The organism is Methylobacterium sp. AC690, assembly GCF_979256535.1.
Genome location: NZ_CEEDOX010000011.1, coordinates 130,531 through 147,913, shown reverse-complemented (window position 1 = coordinate 147,913; position 17,383 = coordinate 130,531). Strand labels below are relative to the sequence as shown.

Annotated in this window: 16 protein-coding genes; 10 read left to right on the top strand and 6 right to left on the bottom strand. The window is 71.2% G+C overall.

Annotated elements, in window-relative coordinates; translation table 11 throughout:
• Positions 1-2: 2 nt before the first annotated feature.
• Positions 3-1,361, bottom strand: a complete 1,359-nt coding sequence (locus AC0IY1_RS14535; RefSeq protein WP_055951865.1) for an MFS family transporter — start codon at positions 1,359-1,361, stop codon at positions 3-5.
• 297 nt (positions 1,362-1,658) lie between these two features.
• Between AC0IY1_RS14535 and AC0IY1_RS14530 the strand changes: the two genes are divergently transcribed.
• Positions 1,659-2,525 (top strand): DUF1236 domain-containing protein, encoded by an 867-nt coding sequence (locus AC0IY1_RS14530; RefSeq protein ID WP_471770381.1) that lies wholly within the window; start codon positions 1,659-1,661, stop codon positions 2,523-2,525.
• 61 nt (positions 2,526-2,586) lie between these two features.
• Here the strand turns inward: AC0IY1_RS14530 and hrcA are convergent, their stop codons facing one another.
• The gene (gene hrcA, locus AC0IY1_RS14525) at positions 2,587-3,642 is read right to left on the bottom strand and encodes a heat-inducible transcriptional repressor HrcA (protein WP_181017260.1); all 1,056 of its coding nucleotides are present in this window, start codon (positions 3,640-3,642) and stop codon (positions 2,587-2,589) included.
• Between the two features lie 292 nt (positions 3,643-3,934).
• On the opposite strand from hrcA, the gene rph reads away from it, so the two are divergent.
• Genes rph through hemW form a run of 3 tightly spaced genes read left to right on the top strand, consistent with a single transcriptional unit; the run spans position 3,935 to position 6,520 of the window.
• On the top strand, positions 3,935-4,663 hold the full coding sequence (rph, locus tag AC0IY1_RS14520) for a ribonuclease PH (protein WP_055951874.1): 729 nt from the start codon (positions 3,935-3,937) through the stop codon (positions 4,661-4,663).
• Positions 4,660-5,292 carry an RdgB/HAM1 family non-canonical purine NTP pyrophosphatase gene (rdgB, locus tag AC0IY1_RS14515; protein ID WP_055951877.1) on the top strand — a complete coding sequence of 211 codons (633 nt, stop codon included), beginning with the start codon at positions 4,660-4,662 and terminating at the stop codon, positions 5,290-5,292. Before rph ends, rdgB begins: the two co-directional genes overlap by 4 nt.
• A 49-nt stretch (positions 5,293-5,341) precedes the next feature.
• The gene (gene hemW, locus AC0IY1_RS14510) at positions 5,342-6,520 is read left to right on the top strand and encodes a radical SAM family heme chaperone HemW (RefSeq protein ID WP_471770379.1); all 1,179 of its coding nucleotides are present in this window, start codon (positions 5,342-5,344) and stop codon (positions 6,518-6,520) included.
• 15 nt (positions 6,521-6,535) lie between these two features.
• On the opposite strand, the gene AC0IY1_RS14505 is transcribed toward hemW, so the two are convergent.
• On the bottom strand, positions 6,536-7,750 hold the full coding sequence (locus AC0IY1_RS14505) for a penicillin-binding protein activator (protein WP_471770377.1): 1,215 nt from the start codon (positions 7,748-7,750) through the stop codon (positions 6,536-6,538).
• A gap of 120 nt (positions 7,751-7,870) precedes the next feature.
• On the opposite strand from AC0IY1_RS14505, the gene rsmI reads away from it, so the two are divergent.
• Both rsmI and AC0IY1_RS14495 read left to right on the top strand, forming a co-directional pair.
• Positions 7,871-8,839, top strand: a complete 969-nt coding sequence (gene rsmI / locus AC0IY1_RS14500) for a 16S rRNA (cytidine(1402)-2'-O)-methyltransferase (RefSeq protein WP_471770376.1) — start codon at positions 7,871-7,873, stop codon at positions 8,837-8,839.
• Positions 8,829-9,209 (top strand): YraN family protein, encoded by a 381-nt coding sequence (locus tag AC0IY1_RS14495; protein ID WP_103708890.1) that lies wholly within the window; start codon positions 8,829-8,831, stop codon positions 9,207-9,209. The genes rsmI and AC0IY1_RS14495 overlap by 11 nt, the downstream gene beginning before the upstream one ends.
• 2 nt (positions 9,210-9,211) lie before the next feature.
• Here AC0IY1_RS14495 and AC0IY1_RS14490 read toward each other — a convergent pair whose 3' ends face one another.
• Positions 9,212-9,601, bottom strand: a complete 390-nt coding sequence (locus AC0IY1_RS14490) for a response regulator (protein ID WP_471770374.1) — start codon at positions 9,599-9,601, stop codon at positions 9,212-9,214.
• A 303-nt stretch (positions 9,602-9,904) separates the two neighbouring features.
• Here AC0IY1_RS14490 and AC0IY1_RS14485 point away from each other — a divergent pair, with 303 nt between their 5' ends.
• Genes AC0IY1_RS14485 through AC0IY1_RS14475 form a run of 3 tightly spaced genes read left to right on the top strand, consistent with a single transcriptional unit; the run spans position 9,905 to position 12,764 of the window.
• Positions 9,905-10,846 (top strand): glycine betaine ABC transporter substrate-binding protein, encoded by a 942-nt coding sequence (locus AC0IY1_RS14485; RefSeq protein ID WP_471770372.1) that lies wholly within the window; start codon positions 9,905-9,907, stop codon positions 10,844-10,846.
• Positions 10,843-12,030, top strand: a complete 1,188-nt coding sequence (locus AC0IY1_RS14480; protein ID WP_471770370.1) for an ABC transporter permease subunit — start codon at positions 10,843-10,845, stop codon at positions 12,028-12,030. Before AC0IY1_RS14485 ends, AC0IY1_RS14480 begins: the two co-directional genes overlap by 4 nt.
• Positions 12,031-12,041: 11 nt before the next feature.
• Entirely contained in the window at positions 12,042-12,764 is a 723-nt protein-coding gene (locus tag AC0IY1_RS14475) for an ABC transporter permease (RefSeq protein WP_471770368.1), read from the top strand.
• Here the strand turns inward: AC0IY1_RS14475 and AC0IY1_RS14470 are convergent.
• Positions 12,751-14,100, bottom strand: coding sequence for a L,D-transpeptidase (locus AC0IY1_RS14470; RefSeq protein ID WP_471770366.1), 1,350 nt, complete (start codon positions 14,098-14,100; stop codon positions 12,751-12,753). The two genes, AC0IY1_RS14475 and AC0IY1_RS14470, sit on opposite strands and share 14 nt — an antisense overlap.
• Positions 14,101-14,170: 70 nt before the next feature.
• Positions 14,171-15,061 (bottom strand): extensin-like domain-containing protein, encoded by an 891-nt coding sequence (locus AC0IY1_RS14465; RefSeq protein ID WP_471770365.1) that lies wholly within the window; start codon positions 15,059-15,061, stop codon positions 14,171-14,173.
• A gap of 248 nt (positions 15,062-15,309) precedes the next feature.
• Here AC0IY1_RS14465 and AC0IY1_RS14460 point away from each other — a divergent pair, with 248 nt between their 5' ends.
• The gene (locus AC0IY1_RS14460; RefSeq protein ID WP_471770444.1) at positions 15,310-17,379 is read left to right on the top strand and encodes a M3 family metallopeptidase; all 2,070 of its coding nucleotides are present in this window, start codon (positions 15,310-15,312) and stop codon (positions 17,377-17,379) included.
• Positions 17,380-17,383 lie beyond the last annotated feature (4 nt).

Here is a 17,383-nt window from a genome sequence, read left to right as displayed (position 1 = left end):
GCTCAGGCGGCCGAGAGGCGTGTCTTGCGGGTCAAGGCTTCCTCGACGGTGCCGTCGCCGTCGAGGTAGCCGTGACGCTTCGGGTTCGGCATGATCAGCGAGCCGATGAAGGCGATGCCGAGCATGATCGTCACGTACCAGAAGAACGTGCTCTCGGAGCCGACCTGCTTCAGGTACAGCGCCACCGCCTCGGCGGTGCCGCCGAACAGCGAGTTGGCGATCGCGTAGGACAGGCCGACGCCGAGGGCGCGCACCTGGGTCGGGAACAGCTCGGCTTTCACGATGCCGCTGATGCCGGTGTAGAAGCTGATCACGATCAGGCCGACCATGATCAGCGCGAAGGACAGGATCGGGTTCTGCGTGGATCCGATGGCGGTCATCAGCGGCACCACCATCAGGGTGCCGAGGCCGCTATAGAGCAGCATGTTGGCCTTGCGCCCGATCCGGTCCGACAGCCAGCCGAAGAAGGGCTGGATGATCATGTAGACGAACAGGGCCGCGGTGGAGATCTGCGAGGCCGTGACCTTGTCGATATGCGCCGTGTTGAAGAGGTATTTCGGCATGTAGGTGGTGAAGGTGTAGAAGCTCAGCGAGCCGCCGGCGGTGTAGGCCAGCACCACGCAGAAGGCGCGCCAGTGCTTGAACAGGGCCGCGAAGGTGCCGGAATCCTTCTTGGCCATGTCTTCCTTGGTCGCCGTCTCGTCGAGGGACGAGCGCAGGTAGAGCGCCACCACCGCTGCGACCGCGCCGATCACGAACGGGATGCGCCAGCCCCAGGCGGTCAGTTCCTGGGCGGTGAGGAAGCTCTGCAGGATGATGAGCACCAGCGAGGCGAGGAGCTGGCCGCCGATCAGGGTGACGTACTGGAACGAGGCGAAGAAGCCGCGACGGCCCTTCACGGCGATCTCGCTCATGTAGGTGGCGCTGGTGCCGTACTCGCCGCCCACCGACAGGCCCTGGATCATCCGGGCCAGCAGCAGCAGGGCCGGCGCGAGCTGCCCGACCGTGGCGTAGGTCGGCAGCACCGCGATCATCAGCGACCCGGCGCACATCATCAGCACCGAGATCAGCATCGAGGTCTTGCGGCCCAGGCGGTCGGCGATGCGGCCGAACAGCCAGCCGCCGATCGGGCGCATGAAGAAGCCCACCGCGAACACCGCGGCCGATTGCAGGAGCTGACTCGTGCTGTCGCCGGCGGGAAAGAAGACCGGCGCGAAGTAGAGCGCGAAGAACGCGTAGCAGTAGAAATCGAACCATTCGACGAGATTGCCCGACGAGGAGGCGACGATCGCCTTGATCCGGCGTCGGCTGTCGGCGGCGTCTTCCGCCTTGGTTGGGATGGCCCCGGCCCCACCTGTCATACGTCTCGTCCCTGTGCTCTGGGCAATGCCGTTCCGCGGCTTGCTTTGCGGCGACGTTACCGCCTCGAACGAGATTTCCAAAGGGCGATCAGCGGGTTGTCCGAAACAGCCAAGATGTTTCTGAAACCACGCTGTGGAAGACGCGAGTCTGAGCTTAGCTGCAACGTTACAATACGATTGGCGCAACCAGCGGGAAGATCAGCGCAAGAAAAACGGGAACGGTTTCTCGAAGATCCTCGTTGCGGACGACATCGACGTCCTGTGGCGTCAGGCAGCAATGAAAGTGGAATCGAACCCATGAACAAGCTCTTTCGGAGCACGGTGACGGCGGCGGCCCTGGTGATCGGCGCAACGAGCGCGTTCGCGCAGGGCGGGCCGGGTGGCGGTGCTGGCGGCGCCGGGGCTGGCGGCGGTGGTGGCGCCGGCGGGGCCGGAATGCGCGGTGGCGGCGCTGGTGGCGGTGCGGGTGGTGGCGCCGGCATGCGTGGTGGTGAAGCGGGCGGCGCCGGCGGTGCAGGAATGCGCGGCGGTGCCGGGGGCGCGGAGACCGGGGCCGGTCCGGCCGGGGGTGCCCAGCGCGGCGAGGCCGGCGGTCGTGGGGCCGAGGGTGGTGCGGCGCGCCAGGACGGGCGTGCGGGTCAGGCCGCCGGGGAGCGCGGTGGTCGCGAGGACGGCGGAGCCGCGGCCCGCGACGGCCGAGACGGCAAGGCCGACCGGGACGGCAAGGGCGATCGGGACGGCAAGGCCGATCGCGGCGGTAAGGCCGATCGCGACGAGCGCGGCGGTAAGGCCGATCGCGACGAGCGCGGCGGACGGGCCGAGCGCGATGGGCGTGGGGGTCGCGACGGCGGCGTCGAGCGCGAGGGCCGGGGTGGCCGCGGCGATCGTGGCGCCGTCCGGGGTGCCTATGGCCGCCTCGGCGCGCCGCAGCGCACCGAGTTCCGCCAGAGCGTCTTCCGCCGCGGCATCCCGCGCCTGGCCGCCGGCGCCTTCGCGCTCACCGTCGGCACGGCGATCGCCCGCAGCTACACCCTCTACGACCTGCCGCCGGACGTCGTCCGGATCGCGCCGGAATACGAGGATTACCGCTACGTGCTGGTGGACGACGACATCGTCATCGTCGATCCCGACACCTACGAGATCGTCGACGTGATCCGCGGCTGATCCAAGCGGTCGGAATCACGGTGGGGGCGGGGCTTCAGGCTCCGCCCCTTCGCGTTTACGCTCAGCGCTTGCGGTCGAGGAGGCCGGAGACCACCCGTGCGGTGTAGTCGACCATCGGCACGATGCGGGCATAGTTCAGGCGCGTCGGGCCGATGACGCCGACCACGCCGACGATCTTCTGGGAGCCGTCGCGGAACGGGGCCGCGATCATTGAGGAGCCCGAGAGCGAGAAGAGCTTGTTCTCGGAGCCGATGAAGATCCTCACGCCCTCGCCGCCCTCGGCCCGGGACAGGAGCTCGATCACGTCCTTCTGGGTCTCGAGATCGTTGAACAGCAGGCGGATGCGGTCGAGATCCTCGGCCGCCCGCAGGTCGTCGAGCAGATTGGCCTGACCGCGCACGATGAGCTGTCGGGCATCGGAGGGGCCGACGCTGACGGCGAGGCCGGCATCCACGAGGCGCTCGGTGATGGCGTCGAGTTCGCGCTTCATCGCCTGCCGGCCCGACTCGATCTCGGCGCGGAGCGTCCCGAGGGTCCGGCCCTGGAGCCGGGCATTAAGGTAGTTCGAGGCCTCCTGCAGGGCGCTCGCCGGCAGGCCCGGCGGCAGGTCGAGGAGGCGATTCTCGACGGAGCCGTCGTCGGAGACGAGCACGACCAGCGCCCGGGTCGGGTCGAGGCGGACGAATTCGATGTGCTTCAGGTGGACGTTGGTCTTGGTGGTCAGGACCACGCCGGCGCCGCGGGAGATTCCCGAGAGCAGCATCGAGGCCTCGGCCAGGGCGGAATCGAAGGTGTGGCCCGAGGCGGCCGCGCGCATCTGCGCCTCGATCCGCTCCTGTTCCTCGCGCCCGACATCGCCGAGCTCCAGCATCGCATCGACGAAGAAGCGCAGGCCCTGCTCCGTGGGCAGACGACCGGCCGAGGCGTGGGGCGCGAAGATCAGCCCGGAATGTTCGAGATCCGCCATGACGTTCCGGATCGAGGCCGGCGACAGGGCCATGGGCAGGATGCGCGCGAGGTTGCGCGAGCCGACCGGCTCGCCGGTCGTGAGATAGCTCTCGACGATCTGCCGAAAGATCTCACGCGAGCGTTCGTTCAACGCGCTGAGCACCTGCATCTGCTGCAATGTCGAAAAGGGGCGGGCGGGCTCTGTCACGGTCCATTCCTGAGGCGGAGAGTGTGACGGTCTCCCGAGTTTTACACAATGCTCCCCACCGTCGCTCCCGGCGGGCAACGCAAGGGAATACGAGAAACAGCTTGGCCGCGGAAGGCGTTCCGCTCGCGCGGCCCGCGGCGGATTCCACCCGCTCCGGGGCACCGGCGAGGCCCACAATCCGCCCGGCCTCGCTTGCCGGGCGAGGGCCGGAACCGTAAAGCCGCACTCCCATTACCACCGAAAGGAGAGCGGCATGCGGCCCTCGAAGCGCGCGAACGACGAACTGCGCATGGTCACCCTGGAGCGCGCCGTCTCCCGCCATGCCGAGGGCTCCTGCCTCGTCAGCTTCGGCGACACCAAGGTGCTGTGCACGGCCACCCTGGAAGAGCGCGGTCCGGGCTGGCTGCGCGGCTCCGGCAAGGGCTGGGTCACCGCGGAATACGCCATGCTGCCGCGCGCCACCCACGAGCGCACCCGCCGCGAGGTGAATTCCGGCAAGCCGTCGGGCCGGACCCAGGAGATCCAGCGCCTGATCGGACGCTCCCTGCGCGCCGTGACCAACCTGCCGGCCATGGGCGAGCGCCAGATCACCGTCGATTGCGACGTGATCCAGGCCGATGGCGGCACCCGCACCGCGGCGATCACCGGAGCCTGGGTCGCGCTGCACGACTGCTTCACCTGGATGCGCGGCCGCTCGATCATCTCGGTCGACCCCTTGCGCGAGCACGTGGCGGCGGTCTCCTGCGGCATCTACAAGGGCAAGCCCGTCCTCGACCTCGACTATGCCGAGGATTCCGGGGCCGAGACCGACGCCAACTTCGTCATCACGGGCACCGGGGGGCTCGTCGAGGTCCAGGGGACCGCGGAGGGCAAGCCGTTCTCGGAGGAGGAGCTGTTCGCGCTGATGCGCCTCGCCAAGGGCGGCATCCAATCCCTCGTCGCCCTCCAGAAGCAGGCCGTGGCACAGGGCGCCTCCGCATGAGCGCGCACCGCATCCTCACCGGTCGCGTCGTCATCGCGACCCACAATGCGGGCAAGCTCGTGGAGATGCGCGAGCTCCTGGCGCCCTTCGGCGTCGATGCCGTCTCGGCCGGGGAACTCGGCCTGCCCGAGCCCGACGAGACGGGGACGATGTTTGCCGAGAACGCGGCGATCAAGGCGCTGGCCGCCGCAACCGCCTCCGGCCTGCCCGCCTTCGCCGACGATTCCGGGCTCTGCGTCAATGCGCTGGACGGGGCGCCGGGGCTGTTCTCGGCCCGCTGGGCCGGGCCGTCCAAGGATTTCACCGGCGCCATGGCGCGCATCGCCGCCGAACTCGACAAGCGCGGGGCGACCACAAGGCGGGCGCATTTCGTCTCCGCCCTGGTGATCGCCTGGCCGGACGGCCACACCGAAACCTTCGAGGGCCGGGTCTTCGGCGAACTCGTCCCGCCGCGGGGCGCGAGCGGGTTCGGCTACGATCCGATGTTCCAGCCCGACGGCTACGACCGCACCTTCGGCGAGATCTCATCGGAGGAGAAGCACGGGGTCGACTGGCAGACGGGCAACGCCCTGTCGCATCGCGCGCGCGCCTTCGTGCTCCTGGCCCAGACCTGCCTGCGGCGACCCTGAGACCGGCCGCGGGATTGCCAAATGGCGGTCCCGCGCGCACATCCGCGTTATGACCGAACCGACAGGCCCGGACCACCCGACCCGCGACGCGGGGTTCGGGGTCTACGTGCACTGGCCCTTCTGTGCCTCGAAGTGCCCCTATTGCGACTTCAACAGCCACGTGCGCCACGCGCCCGTGGACGAGGGCCGCTTCCTGCAGGCCTTCCGCACCGAGATCGCCCACGTGGCCGCGCGTACGCCCGGCCGCATCGTGTCGAGCGTCTTCCTCGGCGGCGGCACGCCCTCCCTGATGCAGCCCGCCACCGTGGCGGGCCTGCTGGACGCGATCGGGCAGGCCTGGAGCGTGGCGCCCGGCGTCGAGATCACCCTGGAGGCCAACCCGACGAGCGTGGAGGCCGAGCGCTTCCGCGGCTACCGGGCTGCGGGCGTCAACCGCGTCTCCCTCGGTGTCCAGGCCATGGACGACGCCGCCCTGAAGCAGCTCGGGCGCCTGCACAGCGCGGCCGAGGCCATGGCGGCCGTGCGGGTCGCGGCAGCGCATTTCGAGCGCTACTCCTTCGACCTCATCTACGCGCGCCCGGACCAGAGCCCCGCCGCCTGGCGGGCCGAGCTGGAGGGGGCAATCGCCCGCGCGGCCGAGCACCTGTCGCTCTATCAGCTCACCATCGAGCCGGGCACGCCGTTCTACGGCCTGGCCGCCGCCGGCAAGCTGGTCCCCCCCGACGACGATTCCGCGCGTGCCCTCTACGACGTGACCCAGGAGGTCTGCGACCGGGCCGGCCTCCCGGCCTACGAGATCTCCAACCACGCCCGCCCGGGCGCGGAATCCCGGCATAACCTGCTCTACTGGCGCTACGGCGAATATGCCGGCATCGGCCCGGGCGCCCACGGTCGCCTCGTCGGCGAATCCGGTCGGATCGGCACCGTCACCGAGCGAACGCCCGAATCCTGGCTCGCCCGCGTCGAGGCACAGGGCCACGGCATCGTCGAGACCGAGGCGCTGGCCGCCGCCGACCAGGGCGACGAGTTCCTGATGATGGGCCTGCGCCTGCGCGAGGGCATCGACCCCCGGCGCTACGCCGCCCTGAAGGGCCGCAGCCTCGAGGCGGTCCGGATCGACGACCTCGTCGCCGCGGGGCTGATCGCCCGCCGTTCGGACGGCCGCATCGCCGCGACGCCCGCCGGCGCGCCGGTGCTTAACGCGGTGGTGGCCGCGCTCGCCGCCTGATCGGGTTTCGGACGATCAGGTCCCGGAGGGACCGAGGGTCCGCGGCGCGGGGCTGACGATGGTGGGCGCGCCCGAGCGGATCTCGTGGACCGCCAGGGCCCGGTCGCTCGGCCCGTCCGGCCGGAACCGGAAGGTCCCGTCGACGCCGGAGAAGCCGGACGGGTTGGTGAGCGTCGTGTCGGCGAAGCGCTGCGAGCCAAACTGGCGCGACAGGGCCGCCATCAGCGAGACCGCGTCGTAGGCGAGGGTCGCGACCCGCGGCGGCACCGCGCCGAAGCGCGCCTGGTAGCGCTGCGAGAAGCCGTTGAAGCCGGCGGCGTCCGGCGCCGCGAACCAGCCGCCCTGGAGGGCGGGCAGGGCGAAGACGCGGGGATCGTTCCAGACGGCGGTGCCGATCGGCCGGACCCGGCCGGGGGCGAACCCCGCCTTGGTCAGGGCCGGCGCGACGGTGGCGAGGCCATCCGGCGTGTCCGGCAGGAACAGCGCGTCGGCCTGGGCGGCCGGACCGGTGATCAGGCCGCCGAGGCGCCCGATGGCGGGGGCCGGATTGCCGACGGGATAGCGCTCGATCGCCACGAGGCGCGCGCCCTTGCGGGCCACCGCCTCGCGGAACTGGGCCTCGACGGCATTGCCGTAGCTCGAATCCGGAATCATCGCCGCGAAGGACTTGCGGCCGGACGCGACGGATTCGTCGACGACCCGATCGACCTCGGCCTGGGGCAGGAAGCTCAGGAGGTAGGTGCCGCGGGCCGCGACGCCGGCATCGGTCGAGAACGCGATGAGGGGCTTGCCCGCCGCGCGCACCACCCCGGCCGCGGCCTGGACGTTGGCGGCGAAGAGCGGGCCGAGGACGAGCTCGGCCCCGTCCGCCACGGCGGCCTGGGCCGCCTCGCGCGCGCCCTCCGGCGCGCCGCGGTCGTCCTTGACCAGGATCTGCAGGTCGGGCTTCTGAAAGTCCTCGATGGCGAGTTCGGCCGCGTTGCGCATCGCCGTGCCCACCGCCGACCCGGGTCCGGAGAGCGGCACCACCAGGGCGACCTTCACCGACCCGGTGCCGATCCGACCCCCCGCCGCGGGAACCGGCACGTCGGTTGCCGGCCCTTCGGCCTGGGGCGCGGGGGCCCGGTTCGAGACGCGTCCGCCGCCATCGGGTCCCCCGACGCAGGCTGCGAGCAGGAGCAGGGTCGCCATTCCGACCAGCCCGGATTTCAGCCCGTTCGCGCGCGTCATCGGTGGCCCCCCTGTCGCCGGCTGACGACCCACGCTTGCAGTCTAAGGGCGAAAAGTAAATGTGAGCCGACGTCCCCCACGCATTCCGCCCGAGGCCCCGATCGTGGCAAGGTCCCGGCCATGACCCAGAAGATCGACACGCGGACCCGTCGGCGGCGCGACCCGGCCTCGACGGGGCCCGGCGCCCGCCCGCCCGCCACCTTCACGGCCTTCGGGCTCGCCGCCGAAGCCGAGGCGATCGACCCCGGCCTCCACGTGGTGGCGACTCCGATCGGAAACCTCAAGGACGTCTCGTTCCGCGCCCTGGCGACGCTCGCCGCCGCCGATGCGGTGCTGGCCGAGGACACCCGCGTCACCCGCACGCTGCTGATGCATTACGGGATCACCACGCCCTTGGTGGCCTATCACGAGCACTCCAACGCGGCGGTGCGCGAGCGGATGATCGCCCGGATGCAGGCCGGCGAGGCCCTGGCCCTGGTCTCGGACGCGGGCACGCCCCTCGTCTCGGATCCGGGCTTCAAGCTGGTGCAGGCCGCGATCGAGGCCGGCCTCAGCGTCACGCCCATTCCGGGGCCGTCGGCGGTGATGACCGCCATCGTGGCCGCGGGCCTGCCCACCGACCGGTTCTTCTTCGAGGGCTTCCTGCCGGCCAAGTCCGGCGCTCGGCGCAACCGCCTGGAGGCGCTCGAGCGGATCCCCGGTACCGTGGTACTGTTCGAGTCCCCCCATCGTCTGCCCGAGATGCTGGTCGACGCCGTGGAGGTTCTCGGGCCGACGCGCCCGGCCGCCGTCGCCCGCGAGCTGACCAAGCTCTACGAGACCATCCGGCGCGGCAGCCTCGGGGATCTCGCCGCGCTCTACGCGGAGGAGGGCGCGCCCAAGGGCGAGGTGGTGGTGATCATCGGCACGCAGGAGGAGGCCCCCGATGCGGCCGAGACCGATGCGGGTCTCGACGCGGCCCTGACGGCGGCGCTCGCCCGGCACTCGATCAAGGACGCCGCGACCCTGGTGGCGGAGGAGACCGGCCAGCCCCGGCGGGTCGTCTATGCCCGCGCGTTGGCCCTGGCGCGGCGCGACGATGAGGCCTGAGGTCCGCGCGGTCGCGCGCCGGCGCGCCACCGAGCTCCGGGGCCGCAGCGCCGAGAGCCTCGCGCTCCTCGCCTTGCTGCTCAAGGGCTACCGTCCCCTCGGCGCGCGCTTCCGCGCGGCGGGGGGCGAGATCGACCTGATCGTCCGGCGCGGGGCGACGATCGCGTTCGTGGAGGTGAAGGCGCGGAGCACGCTGGCGGCCGCTCAGGGCGCCATCGACGGGCACAAGGTCGCGCGCTTCTCGCGGGCGGCCCGGGCCTGGATCAGCCGGCATCCGAACACGGACGCGGCGACCTTCCGGGCGGACGCGGTGTTCGTCGCACCCTGGACCTGGCCCCGGCACGTGGCCGACGCCTTTCCGATCCGGTGAGATCAGGCGCGGGCGGCGGCCAACGCGGCGATCAGCGTCCGCTTGAGATCGGCCTGGCTGAACGGCTTCTGCACGACCGGACGCTCGCGGAAGGGCTCGCGAATCCCGGCCCCGCCATAGCCCGTCGAGAACACGATGGGCAGGTTGCGCTTCACGATGGCCTCGGCCACCGGATAGATCGGTTCGCCCGCGACGTTGACGTCGAGGATGGCGACCTCGAAACTCTCGTTCTGCGCCATCTCGAGGGCGGTCGACAGACGCGCGGCGGGTCCGACGACGGTGCAACCGAAATCGAGTAGCATGTCTTCGAGCAGCATAGAGATCGCAGCCTCGTCCTCGACGACAAGCACGCGAGCCCCGTTGAGAAGGTCTTCGTCCACTTGAGCACTCACGCCGGGGCTTCTTCCCTTCGATCGACTTGGAATTCCAAAACGCCTTCCGCGGAAGGTGTTGAGGGGTTCGCTCCCACCGTGTGCAACCGGCCTCGCGTGATGCGAATGATGCAGGGCCTGAGCGAGACCGCAAGGCCCGCTGAACGGCCCGGCATAGAGCGAGCCGTCGCCCGTTCCGCGGGGCGTGTCAAGCACCTGGCCGTCGTCAAAGGCCGTCGGCAGGCCAGCAATGTTACGGTCTGAAACATTTCTGTGCCACCGAGCTCCACCGGTAGGCAGACGCCCCTGGAACGCCAACAACCTATGTTAACGAAACCGGACGGGCCGCGAGACTGGACACGACGCTCGGCCATTACGGGGCTCGCGCTCCTCAGCGCGCGAGGGGGCGGCGCGGCCGGAGCCGCGACCCCGCTCGTGGTGGCCTCCAAGAGCGACACCGAGGGCGCCCTGACGGGCGCCATGATCGCCCTGGTCCTGGAAAGGCTGAACCTCCCCGTCCTGCGCAGGCTCGGGCTCGGGCCGACCCTGATCGTTCGCAACAGCCTCCTCTCCGGCGAGATCTCGATCTATCCCGAATACACCGGCAACGGCGCCTTCTTCTCCGGCACGGAGAACGATCCGATCTGGAAGTCGCCGCAGGGCGCCTACGACACCATTCGGCGGCTCGACGCCGCCCGCGGCCTGACCTGGCTGACGCGGGCGCCGGCCAACAACACGTGGCTGATCGCCGTCAACGGGGCGCTCGCCCGACGCGAGCACCTGACCACGATGACCGACTTCGCCGGAGCCGTGCGCCGCGGCCTCATCCGGCTCGCCGCCTCCACCGAGTTCGTGGAGAGTGCCGCGGCTCTGCCGGCCTTCGAGGCGGCCTACGGCTTCTCCCTGCCCCTCGATCGCATCATCAGCCTGCCCGGCGGCGACACCTCCGTCACGGCGCGGGCGGCCGCGCAGGGGATCAGCGGCGTGAATGCCGGCATGGTCTACGGCACCGACGGCGCGCTCTCGGCCCTCGACCTCACCGTAATGAGCGATCCCCTGGCTGCGCAGATCGTCTACGAGGTCGCCCCCGTGATCCGCGAGGCCGATCTCGCCCGCCACCCCGAGATCGCCCCCGCCCAGGCGCGGGTGTTCACCCACCTCGACGCCGAGACCCTGAGGCGGCTGAACGCGCGCATCACCGTGGACGGCGCGGTCGCCGAAGCCGTGGCGGCCCGATACCTGTCCGAGAACGGGCTGCTGCCATGATTGTGGGGACGACGGACATCACGCCGCAAGGGCTCTCGATCGGGCGTCTCCTGCCGGCACTCGTGGCCACCGCATGGCTCGGTGCGCTGGCCCTCGCGCTGACCCGGCTGCCGGTGCTCACCATCGCGCGCAACCGGCTGGCGCTCGGGGATCCCTTGACCGGCTTGACGGCACTCGGCGGAACCGCCGTCCTCGTGCTCGGGATGAGCGCTCTCGCGATCGGCCTCCTGGTCTCGCGCAGGCGCACGGCTTCGGTGATCGCCCTATTCCTGCTGCTCCCGGCGATCCTGGCCTTCCTCCACGGCCTCGGTACGGGCGCCGCCCGGTCGCTCGCCGAACTCTCGCCGGCCGCGCGGGCCGGTCTCGGTTCGGGATCCTGGCTCGGCCTGACCCTCCTCGCCGGCGCCCTGGGCCTTGCCGTTCGGCGCTCTCGGCAACCGGGGCTCGGCCTCGCCATCGGGCTCAGCCTGACCCTCGCGCTCGTCGGCCTCGGATGGTCCGGCGCCCTCGATGCCCTGTCCCTCGCGGTCGAGTATGCGGCGCGGCGCGCGACGGTGAACGCAGCGATCGGAGAGCACATCGCCCTCGCGGGTGCGGCCCTGGTCGTCGCGGGGCTCCTCGCGGTCGGGCTCGCGCTGTTCCGGCGGGAGCAGGGACTGGTGGCCCTGATCCTCGGCGGGCTCCAGGTCGTGCCCGCGGTCGCGCTGCTCGGTGGGATGGTCGCCGTGATGTCGGGCCTCCTCCGCGCCGTCCCGGCCCTGCGGGAACTCGGTCTCTCGGCGCTCGGCCCCGTACCGGCCATCGTCGCCATCGCCGCCTACCTGGCCCTGCCGCTCTGGCGCGGGCTGAGCCTGGCCCTGCGGGCGCCCGACGACGACACCCTCCAGGCCGCCGAGGCCCTTGGCCTCTCGCCCGGACAGGTCCTGGTGCGGGTCCGCCTGCCGATCGGAGCGCCGATCCTCGTCGGGGCCGTGCGGGTCGCGGCCGTCCAGGGCCTCGGCCTCGCCACCCTCGGCGCGTTGGTGGGGGCCGGCGGCCTCGGCCGCATCGTCTTCGACGGGATGGCTCAGTTCGCGCCCGACCTGATCCTCCTCGGGGCGATTCCCGTCGTGGTACTCTCGCTGCTGACCGAGCGCGGACTGAGCCGGTTGGAGGCTGCCGCGCGACGGCGGTGGCACGCATGAGACGATCTCGGATGTCCGCGCCCCTCGGCTTCGCGCTGACCGGCCTCGCCCTCGCCGGAGCGAGCCATCCCACGGTCGCCCGCTGGATCACCGAGGCCCTGGGAGAGCCCGCACGGCGTCCCCTGTCGGTGGAGCGTCTCCTCGACCTGACGCGGGCCCACCTCGCCCTGGCCGGGATCGGACTCGCCCTCGTGGCCGTCCTCGGAATCGGCCTCGGCATCCTGGTCACGCGCCGCTTCGCCGAACCCTGGCGGCCGGCGATCGACGGACTTGCGGCCGCCGCCCAGGCGGTACCGCCCGTGGTCGTGGTCGCGCTCGCCCTGCCGGTCCTCGGTTTCGGCGGTCCCCCGACGCTGCTCGCCCTCGTCGCCTACGGGATCATGCCGGTCCTGCGGGGGACGGCGGGCGCCATCACGGGGGTGCCGCCGGAGGTCCGCGAGGCCGGACGGGCGATCGGCCTGACCAGGCTTCAGATCCTGGCCCGGATCGAACTGCCCCTGGCCGCCCCCGATATCGTCGAGACCCTGCGCACCGCCCTGGTGCTCGCCATCGCCACCGCCGCGGTCGGCGCCCTGGCGGGCGCCTCGACCCTCGGCACGCCCATCGTGGCCGGCCTGCAGAACCAGAACACCGTGGCGATGCTCCAGGGCACCGCCGCCACCGCCGCCCTGGCCTTCCTGGCCGACGCCGCGCTGCTGGCGGGCGTCGCCGGGTGGCGCGCTATTCGTCCTTGAAAACCACCTGAGCGCCGCGGCTGACACGATTGGCGAGATCGCGCGCATCCCAGTTCGTCAGGCGGATGCAGCCGTGGGATTCGGTCTTGCCGACCTTCTCCGGCTCCGGCGTCCCATGGATGCCGTAGGAGGGGATCGAGAGATCGATCCAGACCACGCCGACCGGGTTGTTGGGGCCGGGCGGAATGGTGAACTTGGTCTTCGCCTTCACGCCGGCGAATTGATACTTCGGATTGTAGGTGTAGGTCGGCGCGTAGGCGACGCCCTCGACCTTCGCCTCGCCGGACGGCGCCGGCTTCTCCTCGCTGCCGATCGAGGCGGGATAGAACGCGACGAGCTTGCCGTCCGTGTCGAAGGCCCGCACGTTGCGGCTCTCCTTGTCGACCTCGATGCGGGTCACGGTCTTCGTGTCGCGCTCCATCGGATCGCTGGCCTCGCCGCCTGACTCCTTCGCCTCCGTGGGCTTGCCCTCGTCGCGCCGGGCCTCCTTTCCGGCCGCTTTGGTGCCCGCGTCCTTGCCGGTTTCCGGCTTGTCCGCTTCCCGCTTGGTGGATTCCTGCTTGGTGGCGTTCTGGGCCTGCTTCTTCGCGGCCTTCTCCTCCGCCGTCGGCTTGCCGGTCTCCAGCGGCTTCACCGCCGCGACCAGGATCGTCGTACCGGCCTTGCCGAAATCCGCATCGGGATTTAGCGCGCTCAGGAGATCCGGGGCCATGTGGAAGCGCTCGGCCAGCATCTCGCGCGGGCTGGTATAGCCGAGGGCGTCGAGGTCGGCTTGGTCCTCCATCTTCGCCGGCATCTTCTCCACGAAGGGGCCGGCCGCATCGGCCTCCGTCACGGTGTACTCGGTCAGCACCGGATCGTGGCTCGTCGCCTGGAGCTTGTCGGCGAGGTCCGGCTCGATTTCCGTCTCGGCCTTCAGGCCGTTGGCGGTGGCGAAGGCCGCCAGGGCGCCGCGCAGGTTGTCGCCGTCCCGACCGTCGATGGCGCCGGGCGAGAAATGAGCCCGGTCCAGGAGGACCTGCGCCTTCACGAGCGCCGCCTCCGGCCGCTTGGTGCCGCTGCGCTTGGCGGCGTCGCCCTTCGACTCGGCCTCGTCCGACATCTTCGCGGCCCCCTTCTTCGCGGCTCTGCCCTGGGCGTCGGTCTTCTCACCACCCTTGGCGTCCGTCTTGGCGGCATCCCCCGTGGGCGCCAAGGCTGCGGATTCGACGGCCTCGCGCGTCAGGGCGGGGGATTCCGCCTTGTCCTTCGTCTCGGCCTGGGCGCCGCCCGACAGGGCGACCAGGGCGAGGGCGGCCAGACCGCCGCCAATCCGTGTCGAAGGATACCTGATCACTGAAGATCTCCCGGGCTATCTGCCTGATGTCGCACAAGTAAGCGCGCTGGACCTGATGGCGTTCCGCCCCTCACTGACACAGGCGGTGCCCGGCATTCCGCTGCCGCTCGTCGAGGTGAAGGTGGTTGGCGTGAGCCGCATCCGAGCCCGGGCCGAGGACCGTCCGGAAGAAGGCACAGGCCCGGCCACGCACCGCGGTGAGGAAGGTCGCCTCCGGCGTTCCCTCCGGCGCGGCTAGCACCGAAACCGCCGGGCGGTTGGCGAAGGTGAAGCCCATCACGTCGACGCCGTTGGCGAAACTGTGCTCGCTGAGCTTGGCATCGGGATCGTGGTTCTGGCCCCGGCATTCGTAGGAGGTCCCGATCGTCAGCCCCTTCAGCGGCTGGCCGAGGTCGCGCTCGGCGGCCACCTGCGCCTCCGTCGCCCAGCGGGCGAGGGATTCGGCGGCCTCGCAGACGAGGGTCACCGGCGGCACCAGGGCGAGGTCGTCGGCCAGCGCCGTGACCTTGAGGGGCTTGGCCGCCCCGCATTGGCCGTTCGCCAGGGCCGGCAGCGGCTCGAAGCGGGCGCCGAGGCGCTCCAGGCGGCGCCGGCAGGCGCTGTCGTCCACGGGTGCCACGGTGATGGCCAGGGCAGGGGTCGAGAGTTCGGCGGGCCGTGGGGGCGGCGCCGGGATCTCCGCGCCGTCCGCCGGCTTCACCGGCTCGGCTTCGCGCGTCCTGGCCGTCTCGGTGGAGGGGGACAGCTCGGCCGGTCGTTCGGGCGGGCGCGGCGCTTCGGCCTGGACCGGCGTCGCGAGTTCCGCCGGGCGGGGCGGGGGCGCCGGTGGCGGCATCGGGATCGCCGTCGCATCCGAAGGCACGCCCTTCTCCTGCGCCCAGCAGACACCCGTCGGGCCAAGCGCGCCGGCGAGCACCAGGGTCGCGGCTCCGACGAGACGAGAGGTGGGGCGGTGGCGCATCGCGTTTTCCATCTGGTCCGAATCCCATCTGATCCGAGCGTTCGGACGGCCTGTAACGGTCGGGAGGCTCTGCGGGTTCGCGAGGAGCAACCGCCGGGTCACCCGGAGACGAAACCGGCACCGTGTCGCCTGCCAGCGCAGGCGCGCCTTTGCGCTTCGCGCCAGCGTGCTTACGTTGCGGCGCGACGCGCGATGAACCGCACGAAGGAACCCGAATGACCACTGGCACGCCCGACGCTTCCCCGGCGATGGCTCCCGAGACCGCTGCCGCTCCCGTGGAGATCGGCCCCTTCGCCGACCCGGCCTGGTCGACGCCCCACGGCCTGCCGCCGTTCGAGCAGATCGCGCCCGCCCATTACCTCCCGGCCTTCGAAGCGGCGCTGACGCATCACCGTGCCGAGATCGACGCGATCGCGGCGGACACTGCGCCGCCGACCTTCGCCAACACGGTCGGCGCCCTCGAGCGGGCCGGACACGATCTCGACCGCGTCGCCTCGGTGTTCTTCAACCTGAGCGGAAGCCACACCAATCCCGAGCTTCAGGCCGTCGAGCGGGCCATCACCCCCCGCCTCGCCCGCCACGGCAGCGCGATCTACCTCAATGCCGCCCTCTGGGCCCGCATCTCCGCGGTGGATCCCGAGGCTGAGCAGCTTGGGCCGGAGGAACGCCGCGTCCTCGACCGCTACCGGACCCGCTTCCGCCGCTCGGGCGCCGACCTTGCACCCGAGGCCAAGGATCGGATGGCGGAGATCGCGGCCCGGATGGCCGAGCTCGGCACCACGTTCAGCCAGAACCTGCTCGCCGACGAGAGCAGTTTCGCCCTGCCCCTGGAGCCCGAGGATGACCTTGCCGGGCTGCCGCCCTTCCTCCGCGCAGCCGCGGCCGCGGCGGCCCGGGAGCGGGGCAGCGCATACGGCCACGTCATCACCCTGTCCCGCTCGCTGATCGAGCCGTTCCTCGTCTTCTCCACCCGCCGGGACCTGCGTGAGAAGGCCTACGAGGCCTGGACCCGTCGCGGCGAGAGCGGCGGCGCCACCGACAATCGCGGCATCATCGCGGAGATCGTCGCGCTGCGGGCGGAGCGAGCCCGCCTGCTGGGCTACGACAGCTTCGCCCATTTCAAGCTCTCGGACACGATGGCGGGCTCGCCCGACCGGGCGATGGACCTCCTGCGCAACGTCTGGACCCCGGCGCACCACCAGGCCGCCACCGAGCGGGACCGGCTGCAGGCGCTGGTCCAGGCAGAGGGCCACAACTTCGATCTCGCCAATCACGACTGGCGCCACTACGCCGAGAAGCTGCGCCGGGCCGAGCACGACCTCGACGAGAGCGAGATCAAGCCGTACCTGCCCCTCGACGGCGTCATCGCGGCGGCCTTCGATACGGCGGAGCGGCTCTTCGGCCTGCGCTTCGAGGAACTGGCCGACGTGCCGCGCTACCATCCGGACGTGCGCGCCTGGGCCGTGCGCAACGCGGATGGGTCCGAGGTTGGACTATTCCTCGGCGATTACTTCGCCCGGGCCTCGAAGCGCAGCGGCGCCTGGATGAGTGCCTTCCGCACGCAGGAGCGGCTCAACGGCGACATCAAGCCGATCATCGTCAACGTGATGAATTTCGCCAAGGCACCGGCGGGCGAGGCGACCCTGCTCTCCTTCGACGATGCCCGTACGCTGTTCCACGAGTTCGGCCATGCCCTGCACGGCCTCCTCTCCGACGTCACCTATCCGCTGCTGGCCGGCACCGCGGTCCCGGGCGACTTCGTCGAGTTGCCGTCTCAGCTCTACGAGCACTGGCTCGAACAGCCGGAAGTGCTGCGCAAGCATGCGCGGCATTACCGCACCGGCGAGCCGATGCCCGAGGACCTGCTGAAGCGCCTGCTGGCCGCCCGGACCTTCAACCAGGGCTTCGCCACCATCGAGTACACCGCGTCGGCCATCGTCGACATGACGCTGCACCTGTCGAGCGGCGGTGAGGAGGGCCTCGACGTCGCGGCCTTCGAGGCGGACGCCCTCAAGCGCATCGCCATGCCGGCCGAGATCGCGATGCGGCACCGGACGCCCCATTTCGCGCATATCTTCTCGGGCGACGGCTATGCGGCCGGCTACTACAGCTATCTCTGGTCGGAAGTGCTCGATGCGGACGCGTTCGACGCCTTCCGCGAGGCCGGAGACATCTTCCACCCCGAGACGGCGGCCCGCCTGCGCCAGTTCGTCTACGGCGCCGGCAACCTGCGCGACCCGAGCGAGGCCTACACCGCCTTCCGCGGACGGCTGCCCAGCATCGATCCGCTCCTGCGCCAGCGGGGGCTGGCGGCCTGAGGAC